Here is a 19,085-nt window from a genome sequence, read left to right as displayed (position 1 = left end):
CTAAATCCTGTGCGGTCTGATTCATCTTAATGGCTAAGCCAAAGATGTTTAATAATTATTTGCTATAGCTTAACCCTATTAGTTCATTGCTAATGATTTAAAACATGTTAAAAAACACCGATAAGAGCCGCTTTTTTTAACGTTTTTTTACGATTTTCGCCTGACGAAACGTTTTTATTACCCCACCGATACAGCTAGCTATTGGGCGGTATTCACCTATTTAGCGGGGCCGTTGCAGAAAATTATGTCTACCCTCTCCCCCTCTCGCCTGGAAATGCGCAATATTTCAATCTCGTTTTCCGGTTTTCATGCCTTACAGCAGGTCGATTTCACACTGGAAGGCGGATCGACCCATGCACTGGTAGGAGCCAATGGAGCGGGAAAATCAACGCTCATGGCGATCCTTTCGGGTGCGCACGGTCACTACAGCGGTGAAATTTTTATCGACGGACAGCGGGTAGATATTCATTCGCCGCTTCAGGCTAAACAGCTCGGAATTCATGTAGTACAACAAGAGGTTGATGTTGCTTTGGTGCCCAGTTTGTCGGTAGCAGAGAATATTATGCTGGATCAGCTGGCAGAATCGGGCCACCTGTTTAACTGGCCGCGGCTTTATCATCAGGCTGAACAGTTGCTCGAACAATTGGGTTTACCGCTGAACGTTCGCCAGCGCCTGGAATCCTGCACGCTGGCAGAAAAACAGCAGGTGCTACTAGCGCGCGCCCTTTCCCATCAATGTCGTTTTTTGATTCTGGATGAGCCAACGGCTCCGCTGGATCAGGAAGAAAGCCGCCGTCTGTTTACCGTGGTACGCCGCCTGCAATCGGAAGGTATTGCTATTGTATTCATTTCTCATCGCATCCATGAATTACGCGAGATTTGCGATCAGATTACCGTGTTGCGAGACGGGCGATTTATCAGCCACGACGCTATGGTCGGCCTGAGTAGCGAGCAGATCGTCGAGAAAATGCTGGGCCATCAACTAGACGATATATTCCCTCCCCGACGCCCGCCCTTTAGCAATAAAACGCTACTGAGCGTCAATGGATTGCATGATCCACATAAACTGCGCGATATCAGCCTCCGGCTCAATCAAGGGGAAATTTTAGGCATTGCCGGTTTGGCGGGCGCGGGAAAAACCGAGTTGTGCAAAGCGCTGTTTGGCGCGATGCCCTGTACGGTTGAACAGGGGGAATTACGCGGCCAGCACTGGCAACCGCATTCCCCGTATCGTTCGGTGACGCAAGGATTGGCGATGGTGCCGGAAGAACGGCGCAAAGAAGGCATTTTCATCCACGAAGGCATTCCTATGAATCTAAGCGTATGCGCCGACGACAGTTTCTCCCGCTGGAGCATTTTCAGCCGCCGACAGGAATTAGCCTGGGCTAAAACACTGATTCAGCGCTTAGGTGTACGTACCTCCGCGCCGCAGCAAAAATTGGCTCGGCTATCCGGAGGTAATCAACAAAAAGTGGCGATCGGTAAATGGCTGCGGGGAGATGCACAGGTACTGATTTTTGATGAACCGACCAAAGGCGTTGATATCAAAGCTAAACAGGATCTATTCCGTCTGATCGACGATTTGGCACGTCAGGGCAAAGGCATTATCTATGCCTCGGGTGAATTCTCCGAACTGGTAGGCCTATGTGACCGAGTTTGTGTACTGTGGGATGGCCGTATCGTAGCCGAGCTGAACGCTGCAGAAATTGACGAAGAAACGCTATTACTATTTTCAACCGGAGGAACACCCGCGTGAGTAAAGATCTGCCCCTGCCTACTGTGCAGCCCTGGCGTCATCAGCTATTCGATTTTCTGTATAAATGGGGGATGTTACTTACCGTTGTTGCGTTGATCGCTCTGTTTGGTCTGGCTTCGGATCACTTCCTTGATCCGAACAACATCATCAATATTTTACGATCTATCGCTATTGTCACGGTGATCGCCATTGGGGTATCGATATCACTATCTATCGGCGGTTTCGATCTTTCCGTGGGTTCTACCGCTTCACTGGCCAACGCAGTAGTGGTGTCACTGTTTGTCTGGTACGGCTTCGGTACAACCGGCGCGATCATTGTGACTTTGCTGGTGTGCAGTTTGGTCGGGCTGTTTAACGCTTTCCTGATTGTGGTATTGAAGATCCCCGACATGTTGGCGACGCTAGCCAGCTTATTTGTCATTCAAGGCGTAGCAATGACCTACAGCTACGGCGGTTCTATCACTCAGAATATGCTGTTGCCAAGTGGTGATATGGCCGAAGGGCTGATTCCGGAGATGTTTTCGGCGTTGGGGCAAGTCCCTGTCATCGTGATTATCATGCTAACCGTGACGTTAGTGGTGCAGCTTTATCTATCACTAACCAAGCATGGTCGTCGTATGTATGCCATTGGCGGCAATCCTGAAGCGGCGCGGCTGTCCGGTATTCGCACGGTTCGTTACCGAGTTTTGGCCTATGTGCTTTCCTCACAGCTGGCAGCGTTGGGCGGCATTTTACTCGCTTCCCGCATTGGCTCTTCGCAGGTTAACGCCGGTAGCGGTTACCTGATGGACGCGGTGGCAGCAGCCTATATCGGTTTTTCACTGGCAGGCTCAGGCAAACCAAACGCTTTTGGCACCCTGATTGGCGCGGTGATTCTCGGCGTGCTGCAAAATGGTTTGGTAATGCTTTCAGTGCCTTATTATGCAATGGATATTATTAAAGGGTTGGTTTTGGCGCTAGCGTTGGCGTTAACGTATATACAAAAGCGGTGATGATTTCGATAATGCAGGCAGGACATATTTTGAAAGTCCTGCAGTTCACGGCCTCCTCACTTGCCGTGAAGGCTTCCGTTAGCCGAAACGATGAGTGAGGGAACCCATGCCCCACGGCAAGATTGAATAAAAAAAGCCACTTTTCAGTGGCTTCATCAATCGCTTTAATTAAGAAAAAATCAAAAATCGTAATTAAAACCAACCATATAACGACGGCCGTCCAGCACTTTGTCGCTGACCGTGGTATCAACGCGCTTATCCAATACGTTGTATACACCGCCCATTAAACGGAGTTCTTTAGTGAGCTTATAGTTAGCACCTAGATCTACAAAGGTATAAGACGGCGTACTGCCCTTCAGGTTGGTACGATCCAGATATTCAGAGGTTTTACTACGATAATTAGCCCGAATCCAGGTCGCTAAGTCTTCAGTCGTTTTCCAGTCCAGCGTAGCGTTTAACATATGCTTAGGCATTTGGTTTAACGGTTGGCCAGAGAATTTGCCGCTTTTTTGCTTAGACTGAGTAAATGTATAGCTAGAACCTAAAGTCCAATCCTTGTTGATATCCCAGTTGAATGTCGCCTCAACGCCGCGCATGGTTGCTTCATCAACGTTAATGCGCTCATTGATATACTGGAAGCTTTCACCATTTACCATACACTGGCCAGAAGCAGCACCACTCGGTTTGCCACTTGCATCAACATCAGTACACTGTCTAATTTCCGTTATTTTATCGCGGAAATTGGTATTAAAGACGGTAATACCGGCATTGAGATCATCTTGGTTATCCCAAAGGACGCCAATCTCTTCACTAACGCTTTTTTCAGGTTTTAAGCTGGAATTCCCCATGATTATTGCCGGAGCACCATTACCACCGCCAGTTAATTGTCCCCAATTATCCGTTGCCTGACGTAAATCAGGTGAACGATAGCCAGCAGAAACGCCGCCTTTCAGCGTCCATTCTTCAGCCAGATGCCATACACCGTACAAGCGCGGCGTCCAGTGAGTCCCGTAGTTCTGATCCTGATCCATACGAATACCGCCGGTCAGAGCGAAATCGTTGGTCATCTGCCATTCGTCTTCGACAAACAGCGCCCAACTCCAGCGGGTTAATTTCTTGAGATCTTTAGCCGTGCTGAGCTGATTATTGTCATCATACAACTCTTCAAAGCGATATTGGCCGCCCAGAATTAATGTGTGATTATCTAACAGGAAAGAAGTTTGGGTATTAAAAATATTATCGACGCTTTTCATTTTCCGCGATGGATTACGCGTTTCATCACGTTGAATATAGCTGGTTGAATTACCGAAATCATAATAACCATTATGTGTAATAGAATAGTTATTTCGGTCATATTGAACGTCGCTATTTTTATCTGTCTTCTTGACGGAATAACCCGGTGTCACATTTCTATCTTGAACATAATGACCCAGTTCAAAATCAAATTCGTTTTTATCATCCGGTGTTAAACTAAATGTCGCAGCACCGTTACGCATTCTCTGTTCATTATAACCATTAATGATTTTATCTTCGCTGCGATGTGAAAGCAGACCACTGACTTTTAATCCTAATAAACCGTCGATTAACGGACCAGAGGCATAAGCGTTAGTCTGGAACATATCGCCGGATTTAGAATCTTCCTGCAAGGTGGCATCAGCACGCAGGGAGCCGGACCACTCTTTGCCTACTTTACGGGTGATGATGTTGATAACCCCACCCATGGCATCGGAGCCATACAGAGAAGACATCGGCCCGCGCACTACCTCAATACGCTCAATGGCAGCCAGCGGCGGTAACCAGCCTTGCTCAATACCAGATCCATCGCTGTTCGGGCGCGTACTTCGAGTATCCACCCGTTTGCCGTTCACCAGAATCAGGGTATATTTCGCCGCCATACCACGAATGCTGATATCGCTTTTACTGCCGCCGCCGGTGACAACTACGCCAGGAACGTCTTTCAACGCATCGGTCACATCACGATAGGCTTTATTCTCAATCTGTTGACGCGTGACAACAGAGATAGACGCGGCTGAATCCTGAATACGTTGCTGGAAACCGGTCGCGGTAACAACCATAGTATCTGCTGGTGTGGTATTTTTATTATCTGCCTGCGATTGGGCAGATAATATCGCAGCAGTAATAAATACCGCTGTTTTCGTTTTGCTAAAGACTGCCATTACCATTCTCCATGAGGTATTGAAATGCTTAAATATTATTTTTATATATTTAGAGTCATTGCTCACTAAAACAGAAATATTGCTTCCGGCATTTCTGCTTAAACTTTATTTTTATAATAACTACGGGGCACGGCTTCATATCACCGCCTTATTTATGTGGAATAAATTAATAAGGCGGTGGAATATAGAATTAAATTGTCGGTTCTGTGACTAATCCATCAATTAATACTTGAGGTGTGCCTTGGGAACAGCGTTCAATTCGCCCTTTAACGCCATACACCTTCGCCAAGCTAGCTGGCGTAATCACTTCTTCCGGTACGCCATCGGCAATCAGATTACCGTTTTGCAACATCAAAACGTGGTCACCGTGACGCAAAGCAATATTGATATCGTGAACCACCACAACGGTAATAATGTTGCGCTTTTGGGTTTCCTGCCGCACCAGATCCATCACGTGGAATTGGTAGTTAAGATCTAAGGCGCTCAGCGGTTCATCCAGCAATAACAGCGATGGCTGGCGAATCAATGACTGCGCCAAACCAACTAACTGCTTCTGACCGCCGGAAAGTTGATCCAGATAACTCAATGCCAAATGGGAAATACCCAGTTGCTCCAGCAACGCCATGACTTCCGCTTCGCTGCTCGCATTACTCCGACCACCGGACGCCCGCTGCGCTACAATGATCGATTCCAATACGTGCAAATGCACACCAGCCGGTAACGACTGCGGCAAGTACACCACTTGTTCGGCTCGTTGCGCAAAAGGCATTTGCATCAAATCTTTACCATCCAGCCATAGCTGCCCTTCCGCGCGGTTCAAACCGGCTAAAGAACGCAATAACGTGGACTTCCCGCTGCCGTTAGGCCCCAGCAGCACAGTGATCTTGCCACGCGGCAGCAAAGGTACGCTCAGATTCTGAATAACCGGACGCTTTGGATAGCCAGCATTAAAATGCTCAATACGTAAACCTGAATTCATACATTCCCCCGATGGCGCAGAATAATACTCAGGAAGAACGGCACGCCCACCAGCGATGTAACGATGCCCACGGGAATAATAACGCCCGGAATCAAGTTTTTCGACGCGACGGAAGCCATAGACAATACCAATGCGCCAATTAGGGCGCTGGCTGGCAGATAAAAGCGGTGATCTTCACCGAAAATCATACGGGCAATGTGTGGTGCAACCAGACCGATAAAGCCAATCGGGCCGACGAATGCCACCGCCAGAGCGGATAACATACTGATGCGCAACAAAGTACCTAAACGGAGGCGACGCACATCAATACCAAAGCTAATGGCGCGATCTTCGCCCAAACGTAGCGCGGTCAATTTCCATGAACTCATCATGGAAAGAGGCAACATTAGAGCAAAAATGCCGAGCATAATGCCCAGTTTGGTCCAAGAGGCTCGCGCCAGACTGCCCATGGTCCAGAATACCAGCCCTTGAAGCGTATCTTCGCTGGCGATGAACTGCATCATGGATACCAATGCGTTAAAGGTGAATACCAACGCAATACCAAATAACACCACGCCGGAGGTCGCCACCCGCGTCCAGCGCGTAATACCGTCCAGCATCAACGCCGCGAACAACGCAAAGATAAAGGCGTTAACCGAGATAAACCACTGGTCCGGAACCCCCGGAATGCCAATACCGGAGACTATCGCCAGCGCAGCACCGAAAGCCGCCGCCGAGGAAACCCCAAGAGTAAAGGGACTCGCTAGCGGGTTATTCAGGATGGTTTGCATTTCAGCACCAGCCAGACCGAGGGAAAGCCCGATCACTACCGCCATCAATGCATAAGGCAAACGAATATCCCACACGATAACTCGAGTGCCCGCATCGGCGCTGGCAGGATCAACCAGCGTCTGCCACAGGGAGGAGAGCGATAACCCGGAAGGTCCCATAGTGAAATCCAACAGCAGGCAGCCGAGAATGGCCACAGCCAATACCGCCAAAATTAACAACCGATGGCGCACTATGTTTTGATAGCGCCCCATGACGCCGGTATCAGTCTGACTTTTCACTTTTGGTACGGGTTCCGCAGTTACACTCATTGTTTCAGTTACCTGTTACAGACTATTTCTTTGAATCAACCCAATATGTCCCGGTTGGCTCAATGGCCAGGAACTGAGAATACAGGCTATCCATGGTTTTATTTGGATCGAGGTCAGCAAATTGTTCCGGATAGAACCATTTAGCAAAGCTCTGAATCGCTAAAACGTTATAAGGAGAGTTGTAAAAATTGTGCCAAATACCGTAGCTACGCCCCTCTTTTACCGCACTTAGGGTATTGATGCCTTTACGATCCAGAATCTTTTGCAGACTTGCCTGAGCCTGCTCTTTGGTTACTTGCGCCCCTAAAGATACACCCGGTGCATTATTGTCCGGCGCTTTACCGCCACTGGCAATATAGATATCAGGATTAGCCGAAAGCACTTTCTCCAGATTTACCGTACCCAGCGCTCCCGGCAGCAGGTTTTTAGCGATATTATTACCACCGGCCTGATCGATAAAGTCACCCATGTTACCTTTACCGGCAGTGCCACAGCACTCTTCCATCGCACCAGCACGCAGCTCGATGAACACGCTTGGTTTTTTATCGGCGGGAACTTTGTTGGTAATGTCAGTCACTTTACGGACATTATCTTCGTAGAATTTGATGTAATCATTGGCTTGCTGTTCGCGGTGCAACACTTTACCCAACACACGCATACTTGGCAGGGTATTTTTCAGCGGAGAAGTGCGGAAATCAACGAAAACCACCGGCACACCGGCTTTCTCTAACTGGTTGACCAACTCACTGTTTTTACCCGGACCGTGACCAGATAAACCAAAAATAGCGATATCGGGATTCAACGTCAGGACTTTTTCCGGGCTGATACTGTCGGCTGTGGTATTGCCTATCAACGGAATATTATCAACCTGCGGGAATTTGGCTTTATAAACAGCGTAGGTTTGGGTATCCAGTTTACGGAAATCACCCTGCCAGCCGACAATTCGGTCGAAGGGCTTTTTGCCTTCCAGCAGAGAGACCGCGTAGAATAAGCGTCCTTCACCCAATAAAATGCGGTCGACTTTGGCCGGTATTTCTACCGAACGCCCTGCCATATCAGTGATATTTTCAGCCCAGGCGCTAAAACCCGCCATTAATGTGCTGCCCATCAAAAGACTGATACTTATACCTTTAGCCATTTTCCGTGATACAGATTTCACGCAGATATCCTTGGTCGTCTTTATAAGATGGCGCTAACAATAAAACAAACGATAATACTTATCAATAAGATTACTAAAGGTTATTGAATGTAATCTTTTGTAAATACCTCTTTTATAAAATATAATTAACCTACCGGTTTCATTTCCGTTAGTTTAAATAAACAAATCCGACCAATCTTCACGAATTTTTTTGCCTTAGATTCCATAAAAACAATAAGGTGAGAATTATTCCCATTAAAAAAGGGCGATTGAATAATCGCCCTTCTATTACATTAATTTATATTGCCGAACGCTTTCAGCGAAGCAAACAATTAACCTTAATGCTCATCTTTCCATTTCGGGAATTCCATTTCATCGTATTGCACTACTTTGGTTCCACGCGTCAGCTTGTAGCCAAACCAGATAACCAAGAACAGTGGAATGCCGATATAGGTTGCGGTCACGCCGTACCAGTCGATGCGATCTTGCAGGAACGCCTGATAGTTCTGGCCCAAAGTAATGATCAGGCACAGCACGAAGGCGAAAATAGGCCCCAGCGGGAAGAACCCGGACTGGTATGGCAAATCGTTAAGATCACGCCCCTGCTTCATATAACCGCGACGGAAACGGTAATGACTGATAGCAATCCCCAACCAAGCGATAAAGCCGGTCATACCTGAAGTATTCAGCAACCACAGATAAACCGTTTGGTTACCAAACATTGAGCTTAGGAAGCACAGACCCGCGACCACAGTGGTGGCATACAGTGCGTTACGCGGCACGCCGCCTTTGGACAGCTTGGCGAAGATACGCGGCGCTTTACCTTCCGAGGCCAACGTGAACAGCATACGGGTCGAAGCGTACATACCCGAGTTACCCGCAGACAATACCGCCGTCAGGATAACCGCATTCATCACCGCCGCAGCAGATAGCAGGCCGGCATTTTGGAATACCAAGGTGAACGGACTGACGCTGATATCTTTGACGTCGTTGCGCAACAGGCTCGGGTCAGTATAAGGAATAATCAGGCTGATAATCAGAATCGCCAGAATATAGAACAGCAGAATACGCCAGAACACTTTGCGAATGGCTCTCGGGATATTTTTACCCGGATCTTTCGATTCACCCGCAGCAATACCGATCAATTCGGTGCCTTGGAAAGAGAAACCGACAATCATCGCCACACCAATCATCGCAGAGAAGCCACCGGCAAACGGCGCATCACCAATCGTCCAGTTGTGCCAACCCGCGCTTTCACCCCCTTTCATGATGCCCACAATCATCAGTACGCCGATGATGATAAACACGATAACCGTAGTGACTTTAATCAGTGAGAACCAATATTCCGCTTCGCCAAAACCTTTAACGGAAATGTAGTTCAGCAGGAACATTAGCCCTAGGAACAGTGCGCTCCAGATCCATCCGGGAGTTTCCGGGAACCAATAGTTCATGACTAGTTGCGCCGCGACCAAGTCCACAGCGATAGTGACCGCCCAGTTGTACCAATAGTTCCAGCCCAGCGCGAAGCCGAAACCTTCTTCTACATACTTGGAACCGTAGGTGGAAAATGAGCCTGAAACCGGCATAAAGGCAGCTAATTCGCCCAGGCTGGTCATCAGGAAATACACCATCAAGCCGATCAGTGCGTACGAGAGCAATGCTCCGCCTGGCCCTGCCTGCGAAACCGTAGCGCCCGAGGCGACAAACAGGCCGGTACCAATAGAGCCACCGATAGCGATCATGGCTAAATGCCGCGATTTCAGCTCGCGGCGTAATCTCTGCGCGCCATGCTGCACGGGGATTTTATTATCTGTCTGAGCCATTCTTACCTAATCTGCCCTGAAAAAAACGAGGCGGAATTGTAACAAATCCCGCCAGCGTGGGTAGTCTGAATGCGCTGATATAAGATACCTTCATGATCGCCATCAGATTATTAGTGAAATCCTAATGAAAACGGTGGTTTTGTCTAAAATATCAACACAATCACGGGGAACCGCCTGAATCTCCATGACCCGAAATCCGCATTACGCTACTTCAGTACAGTAACTCAGGAAGCGTTGCAGCGCGTTGGACAAATGCTTTTGCCGATGATGAACCAGATATAACGTCCGCACCAACGGCGGTAGCGGCAGTTTTATCTCCACCAAACTGCCGTTAGCTAGCTGCTCGGCGATGACTCGTCGGGAAAGACAGCTAATGCCCATGCCATAGCGCACCGCGTGTTTTATCGCCTCCGAGTTGCCCAATTCCATCAGTAAGGTGAAGTGTGGCAAATGGGTCAGTAACAAATGATCCAACACCTCACGTGTTCCCGAACCTCGCTCACGCAAAATCCAGACGGCATCAGCCAATTGCTCCAACGTAATCGGCTTATGGCACAATGGGTTATCTGGAGAAGCAAACACCACCAGCTCGTCACTGAGCCAAGTTTGAGTGACCAATTCAGGCATATGGCACGGCCCTTCGATCAGTCCGAGGTCGCTCCGGAAATCAGCCACGCCGGTAATGACATCTAGGCTATTGCCAATATTCAGTTCTAACGGGGTCGCTGGAAAATCATGGCGATAGCGCGCCAACATGGCGGGCAGCATGTAATTGCCAATGGTGCTACTGGCCGCGATACGGAGTGACCCAACATCCTGTCGGAAGAGTTCTTCTATCTCACTGGTCTGCTCTAATAAGGCTACCGCCTTAGGATAGAGCAGGCGTCCATGCTCGTTTATCACCAGGCGTTTCCCCACCCTATCGAACAATTGCACGCCTAATTGGCCTTCTAAATCAGCTAACGCAGCGCTAACGGCAGATTGTGACAATGCCAAAACCACCGAAGCCTGGGTCGTAGAACCACTTTTCAATACCTCAGTAAATACTTCAAGCTGACGCAAGGTGATATGCATAACAGTCTCTGTAATTGAATTGGCAGCCCTGCCCTCAATACGCTGGCTTTGAACGCCGCGTTTTAGCATAACCATATAATTTACAAGGTTATAAAGATGCGTGGCTACGAGTTAGAGTCGTATTACCGCTGAATTATCGTATTAAGGGTAACACTTTTATAGAAAAGCGCCGGGTATTGCCGAATAAAATACTGAAAAATACCAATACAGTGGTTATTCATCATCATTTGAACGAAAAAATACCAGATAAATTAAGTTGATAACCAAAACTATCAGACCATTCAGAAACAGCCAAGCTAGCAGTAGATACCAGTAGATTTGGTGCAACGGCAATCCACGACCGGTACTAAACGGATTGAAATACGGCAGGTTGCCAATTGAAAAAGGATTCAGATTATAGAGCCCGAAAAAATAGGCAATCAGCGCGGGAGGGGCAAGAAGATATAACACTGCCGTGAACAACATAATTGCCAGCAGTGATTTTTCATATTTTTTGGTGTTTTTCATTCAAACGTTAAGCCTCTGATTACAATGCTCAGTATACCAGCGAATTTATTTTCACGCATAAACAGTAAGGCGTTAGTAGGTCGCCACTATTTCCTGAGATTATTTATTCAGGAAAAGTCTGAACCGATAAAATTCGACCAAAGGCATACGGATCACTCCCGAGCCGCCGTTGAAACACTATAAATGGGATAATTAATCAACGAAAGCGCTCAAACTGCGCTAGCCCGTTTAGCCCTATCCATTTTCCGGTTGAAAAACGTGCGTCTTACCACTTATACAAATAAGTTATAACCATATAATCAATTTATCTAATTTTCTTGCATCCTGTAATATCACGCTGTGTTTACAGGATGTAGGAGATAACGATGGCAACTCACCAGATTCAGACTCTACAACGGCAACAGCCCGCGTCACTGATGCGCTTTGTTCCCGGATTAGTATTAACCGGAGCACTGACCGCCGCAGCGATTTACGTGGGCGATATGCCATGGTTTATCAATCTGGGATTAGGGGCGCTTACGTTAGCCATATTGTTCGGTATTTTAGTGGGCAATACCCTGTATCCCTGGCTACAACCTTCTTGTTCACCCGGCGTGCTGTTGGCAAAACAACAACTTTTACGTTTGGGTATCATTTTGTATGGCTTTCGTCTGACCTTCCAGCAAGTTGCTGACGTAGGGGCAACCGGCATGCTTATCGATCTGATGACATTAAGCTCCACCTTCCTGCTGGCTTGTTGGCTGGGTCGTAAAGTCTTCGGGCTAGATCAGCAAACCGTGATGCTGATTGGTGCCGGTAGCAGTATTTGCGGCGCTGCGGCGGTCATGGCAACCGAACCGGTGCTAAAAGCCGATGCCAGTAAAGTGGCGGTGGCGGTCGCAACCGTGGTGATCTTCGGTACTCTGTGCATTTTCATTTATCCGTGGTTTTATCAGCTAAATCTGCACTACCAATGGCTACCGCTCAATCAGGAAACCTTTGGGATTTTTGCCGGTTCGACTATTCATGAAGTGGCTCAAGTCGTCGCGGCTGGCCATGCTATCGGCCCAGATGCGGAAAATGCCGCCGTCATCACCAAAATGATTCGCGTTATGATGCTGGCTCCTTTCCTACTCGTGCTGTCAGCCTATCTCAGCCGCAGTCACCCGCAGGGGTCCCGTTCGCAGAATCAAAAAAACGCCATTACCATTCCGTGGTTTGCGGTGATTTTTATCGCCATGGCCGGTTTCAATTCGTTGCATTTACTGCCGGAAACCGTCGTTAACCATTTGATAACGCTGGACACCATTTTGCTGGCAATGGCAATGGCCGCGCTGGGGTTGACCACGCATATCGGCTCGATTCGTCAGGCTGGGATGAAACCATTATTACTGGCGCTCATGCTGTTTGTCTGGCTGATTATCGGCGGCGGCGGCATTAATCTGTTGGTTCAACATTGGCTCGGCTGATTTCCCTACTCAAGCCACATCCTACCCTCTGCCGGTCTTCGGCAGAGGGTTTTTTATTCCCTTCTCCGCAATCTGCCTTCAACCATTCAATCAAGTCGTTATCAATGTCATAATGAGTGGAAGATTAAAGGAGAATTGAATGAAATTTGTCGGTGCACATGTCAGCGCGGCGGGCGGCGTAGATCAAGCCGTCATTCGGGCGAACGAAATCGGGGCTACCGCATTTGCCTTGTTTACTAAAAATCAGCGCCAATGGCGTGCAGCTCCGCTTCCCGAAGATGTGATTGAAAAATTCAAACGAGCCTGTGAGAAATTTAACTACAGCCCCGCCCATATTCTGCCTCACGACAGTTACCTAATTAACCTTGGCCATCCGGTCACGGAAGCGCTGGAGAAATCCCGCGAAGCCTTCATCGACGAACTGACGCGCTGTCAGCAACTGGGGCTGACCTTGCTGAACTTCCACCCCGGTAGCCATTTAATGCAAATCGATGAAGGCCGCTGTCTGGCGCGCATTGCCGAATCGATCAATATCGCGCTGGATGCAACTCAGGGCGTAACCGCCGTCATTGAGAACACCGCGGGCCAGGGCAGTAATCTGGGATTCAAATTTGAACATCTGGCCGCCATTATCGACGGTGTAGAAGATAAAAGCCGCGTCGGCGTATGTATTGATACCTGCCACGCCTTTGCCGCTGGCTATGATTTGCGCACAGAAGAAGACTGCCAGAATACTTTTGCCGCACTGGGTGAGATCGTCGGTTTCGAATATTTACGTGGAATGCATTTGAATGATGCCAAAAGCGAATTTAACAGTCGGGTCGACCGCCACCACAGTCTGGGCGAAGGTAACATCGGGAAAACCGTCTTCAGCTACATTATGCGCGATCCGCGTTTTGACAATATTCCTTTGATTCTGGAAACCGTTAATCCGGATATCTGGCCGGAAGAAATCGCCTGGTTGAAATCGCAGGAAGCAATCTAGTCATCACCGTTATCTAAAGTATGCCCGCGGGTTTAACCCCGACGGGCATACTTTAGTGGCAAACTCCACTTAGCATATACAGCTCGTTACTCTATACAGCCCAGCAGCGCCTTTTTTCGCCGTTAAGAGCCAATCCCCCTCCCAACACTGCCGGCGGAAATCCTTACCTCATTGCTCCAATATCTGCCCACTATTCGATCATTGACTCAAATAGATTTCGCCTCCCTCATCAACGATTGCCGCCTTCTCCGGTTGATTGACCAAACTAGCCATGTCACCAAAGAGGACGGTTTCACCGTTGGTACGGCTGATAATCATCAACGTGTGCGCCAATTGGCGAGCTAAAGCGGGCGCGAACAATGGCCCCTTCCGTCGGCAACCCCTGACATCGGTTTTTGCCACCTCGGCATCCAGCGGTAACTCGGTGGTATCCCGCGAGATATCATTTTCCTCATAAGGGGAAAGACCTAACACAATGGTACTGTAACCACGAAAATCCGTTTTCAGCCGCTTATCATCGTTGGTAGCAACACCCCCATCCCCAGCACCTCCACCGGCGCGGCTGTGTCACTGATTTGCGGCCCTAAGGTAATCCATAGCGATGAAAAATCGTCCCACCGAACACGTATGTTTGATGACAACCGGCAAAGATACCGGTGAAACCGCGCGATTCGGCCAGCAGGTAATGAGCAGAGTATTGCCGGAAATCACTTCACCGGTGCGGTAATACAAAGGCTTCAGTAATAACACTTCATTTTTTGATAAAACGTGTAATGCATTATTAATAATCAGCTAATTCTGACGTTTATCTAACGCACGAGGGCCATTCACCCCAACCTCCTTATTAAAAAAACCTCGTAGGGTGGCAAAATAAGTGATGAGACATAATGAATTGGGCAGAGATCATTCAGATTAAACGTTAGCGAAGACTAAACAAAACCAGATTTATTATTCTATTAATAATACATACAGCCAGTTAATAAAAAAGGTCAGGTGCGATTTAATCATTTGAAATATAAGGTTTTACAATCCTAATATAAAAATACCAGTCAGGGTTAACTGACTGGTATCGATAACTAACATTAATAGTATTTAAGTGTTGCTAATAATGCACTAAGCCACTTTCACCGATGCCGCATCAGGACGTTTCAGCATCGCGTACAAGCCACCGGCCAAAACGGTACCGGCGATGATCGCCACCAGATACAGCAGTACCGGATGAATTGCCCCTGGGATCAGCAGCACGAACAGACCACCGTGAGGTGCCATCAGTTGTGCGCCGAATGCCATCGAGAGTGCACCGGTCAGCGCGCCACCAGCGATACAGCACGGCAAGACACGCATTGGGTCGCGAGCTGCAAAGGGAATCGCACCTTCAGAGATAAAGCACAGGCCCAGTACCAGCGCCGCTTTGCCCCCTTCCTGCTCGCCTTTGTCGAACTTATGGCGTGCCAGCAGCGTTGCCAAACCCATTGCCAGTGGTGGCACCATTCCCGCCGCCATGATGGCAGCCATTGGCGCATAAACTGACGAACTCAGCAGTGCCACACCAAAGGCGTAAGCGGCTTTGTTCACCGGCCCCCCCATATCGGTACACATCATGGCACCCAGAATGGCTCCCAGCAGCACCGCATTGGCAGTCCCCATGGATTGCAGCCAGTCAGTCAGGCCACTCATGATTTTTGCCACCGGCGTACCGACCACATAAATCATCACCAAACCCACTATCAGGCTGGCCACCAGCGGGATAATCAGTATCGGCTTAAGCGCTTCCATACTTTGCGGCAAACGCAACTTGGTACTGATGGCTTTAGCCACATAACCGGCAAGGAAACCGGCGATAATCCCACCGAGGAAACCGGCACCGGTGCTGACGGCCAGCATCCCACCGATCAGACCCGGCGTTAAGCCTGGGCGGTCAGCGATGGAGAAGGCAATAAAACCGGCCAATACCGGCACCATCAAGGCAAAAGCTGAACCGCCACCGATTTGCATCAGTGCCGCAGCCAAGGTACCTTTTTCTTCAAAGGCTTTAATACCGAATACGAAGGACAGCGCGATACACAAACCACCGGCAACCACCATCGGCAGCATATAAGAAACACCGGTCAACAGGTGGCGATAAGCACCACCGCCTTCAGATTTTTTCACGCCGGTATTGGCACCACCGGCAGATTTCGGCTGATACACTTCAGCCTCAACCAAGGCTTTATCCAATTCCTGCACGGTTTTCTTCAACGCCAGACCGGTAGAAGTGCGATACATCGGTTTACCGGCAAATTTATCCAGATCCACTTCAATATCGGCTGCCACGATCACTAAATCCGCCGCCGCCACTTCTTCCGGCGTAATCGCATTGCCCGCGCCCACAGAGCCACGGGTTTCGACCTTCACCCACCAGCCGCGTTTTTTGGCTTCACTTTCAATAGCTTCAGCAGCCATAAAAGTGTGCGCCACGCCGGTTGGACAGGCAGTTACCGCCACAATACGTTTTGGCCCTTTGGCCGATGCTGCCGCAGGAGCTTCCACGCAGGCCTGATAAGGTTGCGCTTTTGCCATGGCATCAGCCAGAAAAGCATCCGGATCGCGAACCGCTTTAGCCAGATCGCCGAGATACACTTTTTTGCCGTTTAATGCGCTGTCGGCCGGTATTGCCGAACCGGTAACAATCACCAGCTCTGCGTCTTCCGCTTTATCAACCCATGTCAGACCGGCTTTGCTGGACGCAGCGCCCAGCATTAACGTCGCCAGATGGCCGCTGGCCTGCCCATGCGCGCTGTCTAGTATCAGTAGCGTTTTCATTTCGCCTCCGAATATCAATTAAAAGGTTTCAGATCCACACGAGCCATCATTGCGGCCAACTGCGGACGATCGGTAACGCCAACGTTGCTCTGGCTGACAGCCAAAGCAGCAACTGCCGTTGCCAATCTCAGCGTATGTTCACTGGATTCGCGCATCAGCAGTCCATAAATCAAACCGCCCACCATAGAGTCACCGGCACCCACAGTGCTAACCACTTCACAGGCTGGCGGCTTGGCCAACCAGGCTCCGGAAGCGTTCACCCACAGCGCTCCTTCCGCACCCAGAGAAATCACCACGTGAGCAATCCCCTGATCGCGCAAGGCATGTGCGGCTTCGACGACGTCAGATAAAGTGGGCAACGGACGACCGGCCCAGATTTCCAACTCGCGGCGGTTAGGTTTCACCAACCACGGCGACGCTTTCAAACCGGCCACCAGCGCTTCGCGGCTGCTATCAAAAATAATGCACGGACACTGGCTGCGCAGGCGCGACATCCAATCGGTAAAATCATCCGGATTAACGCCTGCTGGCAGGCTACCGCTAACGGCAACCATATCGAACTGACCTAGCCAGCTCAGGGAATCCACCACAAAACGATCCCAATCCTGCTTGCTAACGTCGAAACCGGAGAAGTTGAAATCTGTCACTTCGCCGTCTTTTTCGGTCAGTTTTACATTAATACGGGTACGCCCCGGCACGACCTGAAAACGGTTAGCGATACCTAAATTGCTGAATAAATGCTGGAATCCATCCTGATTGTCTTTACCGAGGAAACCGCCCACGGTAACGTCAATACCTAAATCTTTCAGTACCTTGGCAACGTTGATACCTTTACCGGCGGCGTGCAGACCGGCAGTTTTCACCAGATTCACTTCGCCACGTTCAATTTCCGGGCAAAAACCGACCAGGTCATAGGCTGGGTTTAGGGTGATAGTCGCAACTCTTCTGCTCATGCTGCGCCCTCCCCAAGACCGGCAGAGATCGCGGCACCAATGGCATCCAGCGCAGCCTGCGCATCTTCACCGCTGGCGGTAAAGCGCAGACGATTCCCTTTTTTCACACCCAGAGCCACAACTTTCATCAGACTACGTCCATTTGCTGGTTTGCCTGTGCCGTCCAGATTGGTAACGGTAATTTCACTGGTAAACTGTTTGATTGTATTCACTAACATTGTCCCTGGGCGTGCATGCAGCCCATGTTCGTTGCGGATGACAAACTCCGCGCTTAACACCTGACTCTGTTCTACATATTCGCTGGTTAGCAATGCCAGCACGGTGGCGGCATCGGCGTTCAGCAGAGCGTCAGCTTTTTTCGCCAACAGCAAATCACTTAAATAATTCAGCACGCTCAGCGGCTGTTGGTCGGCTACGGACAGTGTCAACAACAGCGCCACTTCTTCACCGTTGTGCTCAAAAGGCACCGCCGGACGGCTGAGGGTTGCCGCACTGACCAGATTGCCTTCGCTACTGTCGCTCAGCCAGATTCCCTGCCCCAGATTCAGCGGGGAACGAGTAATCACATCGCTAACGAAACTGGCATCAACTGCACCAATTTGCTGTAAACGGCCGGCGTTCAGCGCCTGAAGGGTCATCAGGTTATCTGCCGCTATGTCCAGGGCGATTAATGAAGTATCGAAAAGGAATTCAGCCGCTTTTTTCTCGCCCATCAGCAAACTGCGCAATTCATCCGGCGAGGTTGTTTTCGCCAGTTGAGCCGCTACCGCATCGTCGCTCAGTACGTGAGTCAACTGGCGCAGCAACGCCAGATGCTCATCGGAGCGCGCCGCGATACCTATTACGATATAAGCGGTTTGATCTTCGCCCCAAGCGATACCCTGCGGAAACTGAAATACCTGTACGCCAGTGTTGCGCACCAGATCGCGGGTATCGGTGGTGCCGTGAGGAATGGCGATACCGTTACCCAAATAGGTCGAAGTTTGCAGCTCACGCTGTAGCATGCCATCAACATAGGCGGCATCGACACAACCGGCGTCGGTCAGCGCTGCGGCAACCTGCTTGATAGCTTCGTTTTTATCGGCCGCGTTGGCGGCCAAATGGATATCCTTCAGTGACAACTGGAACATAAGTCTCCTCTCTTACTGAAATTGAATCGTTTCAGCTTTTATGAGAAAAAGGAGCGTTACCCTTTATCACCCAGTGAAGCAGATAACGCTGAAACGTTTCAATAGTGTGTTTCTACATTAGGGTTTATGCAAGTTTTCTTCGAATTGCCATAGCAGATTTTTGAGGTCACGCACATTTTACCCTTGGAGACGCTTTCACTGGTAGTGGTTTAAGGCAAAATGGCATACTTTGCTGACGATTT

The 19,085-nt window shown here is 49.3% G+C and carries 16 protein-coding genes; 5 read left to right on the top strand and 11 right to left on the bottom strand.

The annotated features are described in order from the left end of the window. Positions 1 to 244: 244 nt before the first annotated feature. Both AD970_RS04475 and AD970_RS04470 read left to right on the top strand, forming a co-directional pair. Positions 245 to 1,756 (top strand): sugar ABC transporter ATP-binding protein, encoded by a 1,512-nt coding sequence (locus tag AD970_RS04475; protein ID WP_049597124.1) that lies wholly within the window; start codon positions 245 to 247, stop codon positions 1,754 to 1,756. A 71-nt stretch (positions 1,757 to 1,827) separates the two neighbouring features. Continuing rightward, the gene (locus AD970_RS04470; protein ID WP_408068304.1) at positions 1,828 to 2,748 is read left to right on the top strand and encodes an ABC transporter permease; all 921 of its coding nucleotides are present in this window, start codon (positions 1,828 to 1,830) and stop codon (positions 2,746 to 2,748) included. A gap of 179 nt (positions 2,749 to 2,927) precedes the next feature. Here AD970_RS04470 and AD970_RS04465 read toward each other — a convergent pair whose 3' ends face one another. The 7 genes from AD970_RS04465 to AD970_RS04435 all read right to left on the bottom strand — a co-directional run bounded on the left by AD970_RS04465 (position 2,928) and on the right by AD970_RS04435 (position 11,525). Further along, positions 2,928 to 4,925: a ligand-gated channel protein gene (locus AD970_RS04465; RefSeq protein ID WP_408068302.1), complete on the bottom strand. Its 1,998-nt coding sequence runs from the start codon at positions 4,923 to 4,925 to the stop codon at positions 2,928 to 2,930. 190 nt (positions 4,926 to 5,115) lie between these two features. Further along, positions 5,116 to 5,904, bottom strand: a complete 789-nt coding sequence (locus AD970_RS04460) for an ABC transporter ATP-binding protein (RefSeq protein WP_049597121.1) — start codon at positions 5,902 to 5,904, stop codon at positions 5,116 to 5,118. After that, positions 5,901 to 6,983 carry a FecCD family ABC transporter permease gene (locus AD970_RS04455; protein WP_049597120.1) on the bottom strand — a complete coding sequence of 361 codons (1,083 nt, stop codon included), beginning with the start codon at positions 6,981 to 6,983 and terminating at the stop codon, positions 5,901 to 5,903. Before AD970_RS04455 ends, AD970_RS04460 begins: the two co-directional genes overlap by 4 nt. A gap of 22 nt (positions 6,984 to 7,005) precedes the next feature. Continuing rightward, the gene (locus AD970_RS04450; protein WP_049597119.1) at positions 7,006 to 8,142 is read right to left on the bottom strand and encodes an ABC transporter substrate-binding protein; all 1,137 of its coding nucleotides are present in this window, start codon (positions 8,140 to 8,142) and stop codon (positions 7,006 to 7,008) included. 317 nt (positions 8,143 to 8,459) lie between these two features. After that, the gene (locus tag AD970_RS04445) at positions 8,460 to 9,944 is read right to left on the bottom strand and encodes an amino acid permease (protein ID WP_049597118.1); all 1,485 of its coding nucleotides are present in this window, start codon (positions 9,942 to 9,944) and stop codon (positions 8,460 to 8,462) included. A 201-nt stretch (positions 9,945 to 10,145) separates the two neighbouring features. Continuing rightward, on the bottom strand, positions 10,146 to 11,018 hold the full coding sequence (yieE, locus tag AD970_RS04440) for a DNA-binding transcriptional regulator YeiE (protein WP_049597186.1): 873 nt from the start codon (positions 11,016 to 11,018) through the stop codon (positions 10,146 to 10,148). Positions 11,019 to 11,231: 213 nt separating this feature from the next. Beyond that, entirely contained in the window at positions 11,232 to 11,525 is a 294-nt protein-coding gene (locus AD970_RS04435) for a hypothetical protein (protein WP_049597117.1), read from the bottom strand. A gap of 365 nt (positions 11,526 to 11,890) precedes the next feature. On the opposite strand from AD970_RS04435, the gene AD970_RS04430 reads away from it, so the two are divergent. Continuing rightward, complete coding sequence (locus AD970_RS04430; protein ID WP_049597116.1) at positions 11,891 to 12,973, top strand: YeiH family protein; 1,083 nt, start codon at positions 11,891 to 11,893, stop codon at positions 12,971 to 12,973. A gap of 139 nt (positions 12,974 to 13,112) precedes the next feature. Further along, positions 13,113 to 13,958, top strand: a complete 846-nt coding sequence (gene nfo, locus AD970_RS04425) for a deoxyribonuclease IV (RefSeq protein WP_049597115.1) — start codon at positions 13,113 to 13,115, stop codon at positions 13,956 to 13,958. A 198-nt stretch (positions 13,959 to 14,156) separates the two neighbouring features. Here the strand turns inward: nfo and AD970_RS20425 are convergent, their stop codons facing one another. Beyond that, positions 14,157 to 14,435: a hypothetical protein gene (locus AD970_RS20425; RefSeq protein ID WP_328286828.1), complete on the bottom strand. Its 279-nt coding sequence runs from the start codon at positions 14,433 to 14,435 to the stop codon at positions 14,157 to 14,159. Between the two features lie 124 nt (positions 14,436 to 14,559). On the opposite strand from AD970_RS20425, the gene AD970_RS20505 reads away from it, so the two are divergent. Beyond that, positions 14,560 to 14,685, top strand: coding sequence for a hypothetical protein (locus tag AD970_RS20505; protein WP_268872134.1), 126 nt, complete (start codon positions 14,560 to 14,562; stop codon positions 14,683 to 14,685). Between the two features lie 386 nt (positions 14,686 to 15,071). Here the strand turns inward: AD970_RS20505 and fruA are convergent, their stop codons facing one another. The 3 genes from fruA to fruB are packed head-to-tail and all read right to left on the bottom strand — an operon-like array spanning position 15,072 to position 18,843. Further along, positions 15,072 to 16,760, bottom strand: coding sequence for a PTS fructose transporter subunit IIBC (fruA, locus tag AD970_RS04415; protein WP_049597114.1), 1,689 nt, complete (start codon positions 16,758 to 16,760; stop codon positions 15,072 to 15,074). 14 nt (positions 16,761 to 16,774) lie between these two features. Then, entirely contained in the window at positions 16,775 to 17,713 is a 939-nt protein-coding gene (fruK, locus tag AD970_RS04410; RefSeq protein ID WP_049597113.1) for a 1-phosphofructokinase, read from the bottom strand. Continuing rightward, a complete protein-coding gene (gene fruB / locus AD970_RS04405; RefSeq protein ID WP_049597112.1) occupies positions 17,710 to 18,843 on the bottom strand; it encodes a fused PTS fructose transporter subunit IIA/HPr protein in 1,134 nt (377 codons plus the stop codon). Before fruB ends, fruK begins: the two co-directional genes overlap by 4 nt. Positions 18,844 to 19,085 lie beyond the last annotated feature (242 nt).

The organism is Yersinia nurmii (assembly GCF_001112925.1).
Classification (GTDB): domain Bacteria; phylum Pseudomonadota; class Gammaproteobacteria; order Enterobacterales; family Enterobacteriaceae; genus Yersinia; species Yersinia nurmii.
This window is presented reverse-complemented; position numbering and strand designations above follow the sequence as displayed.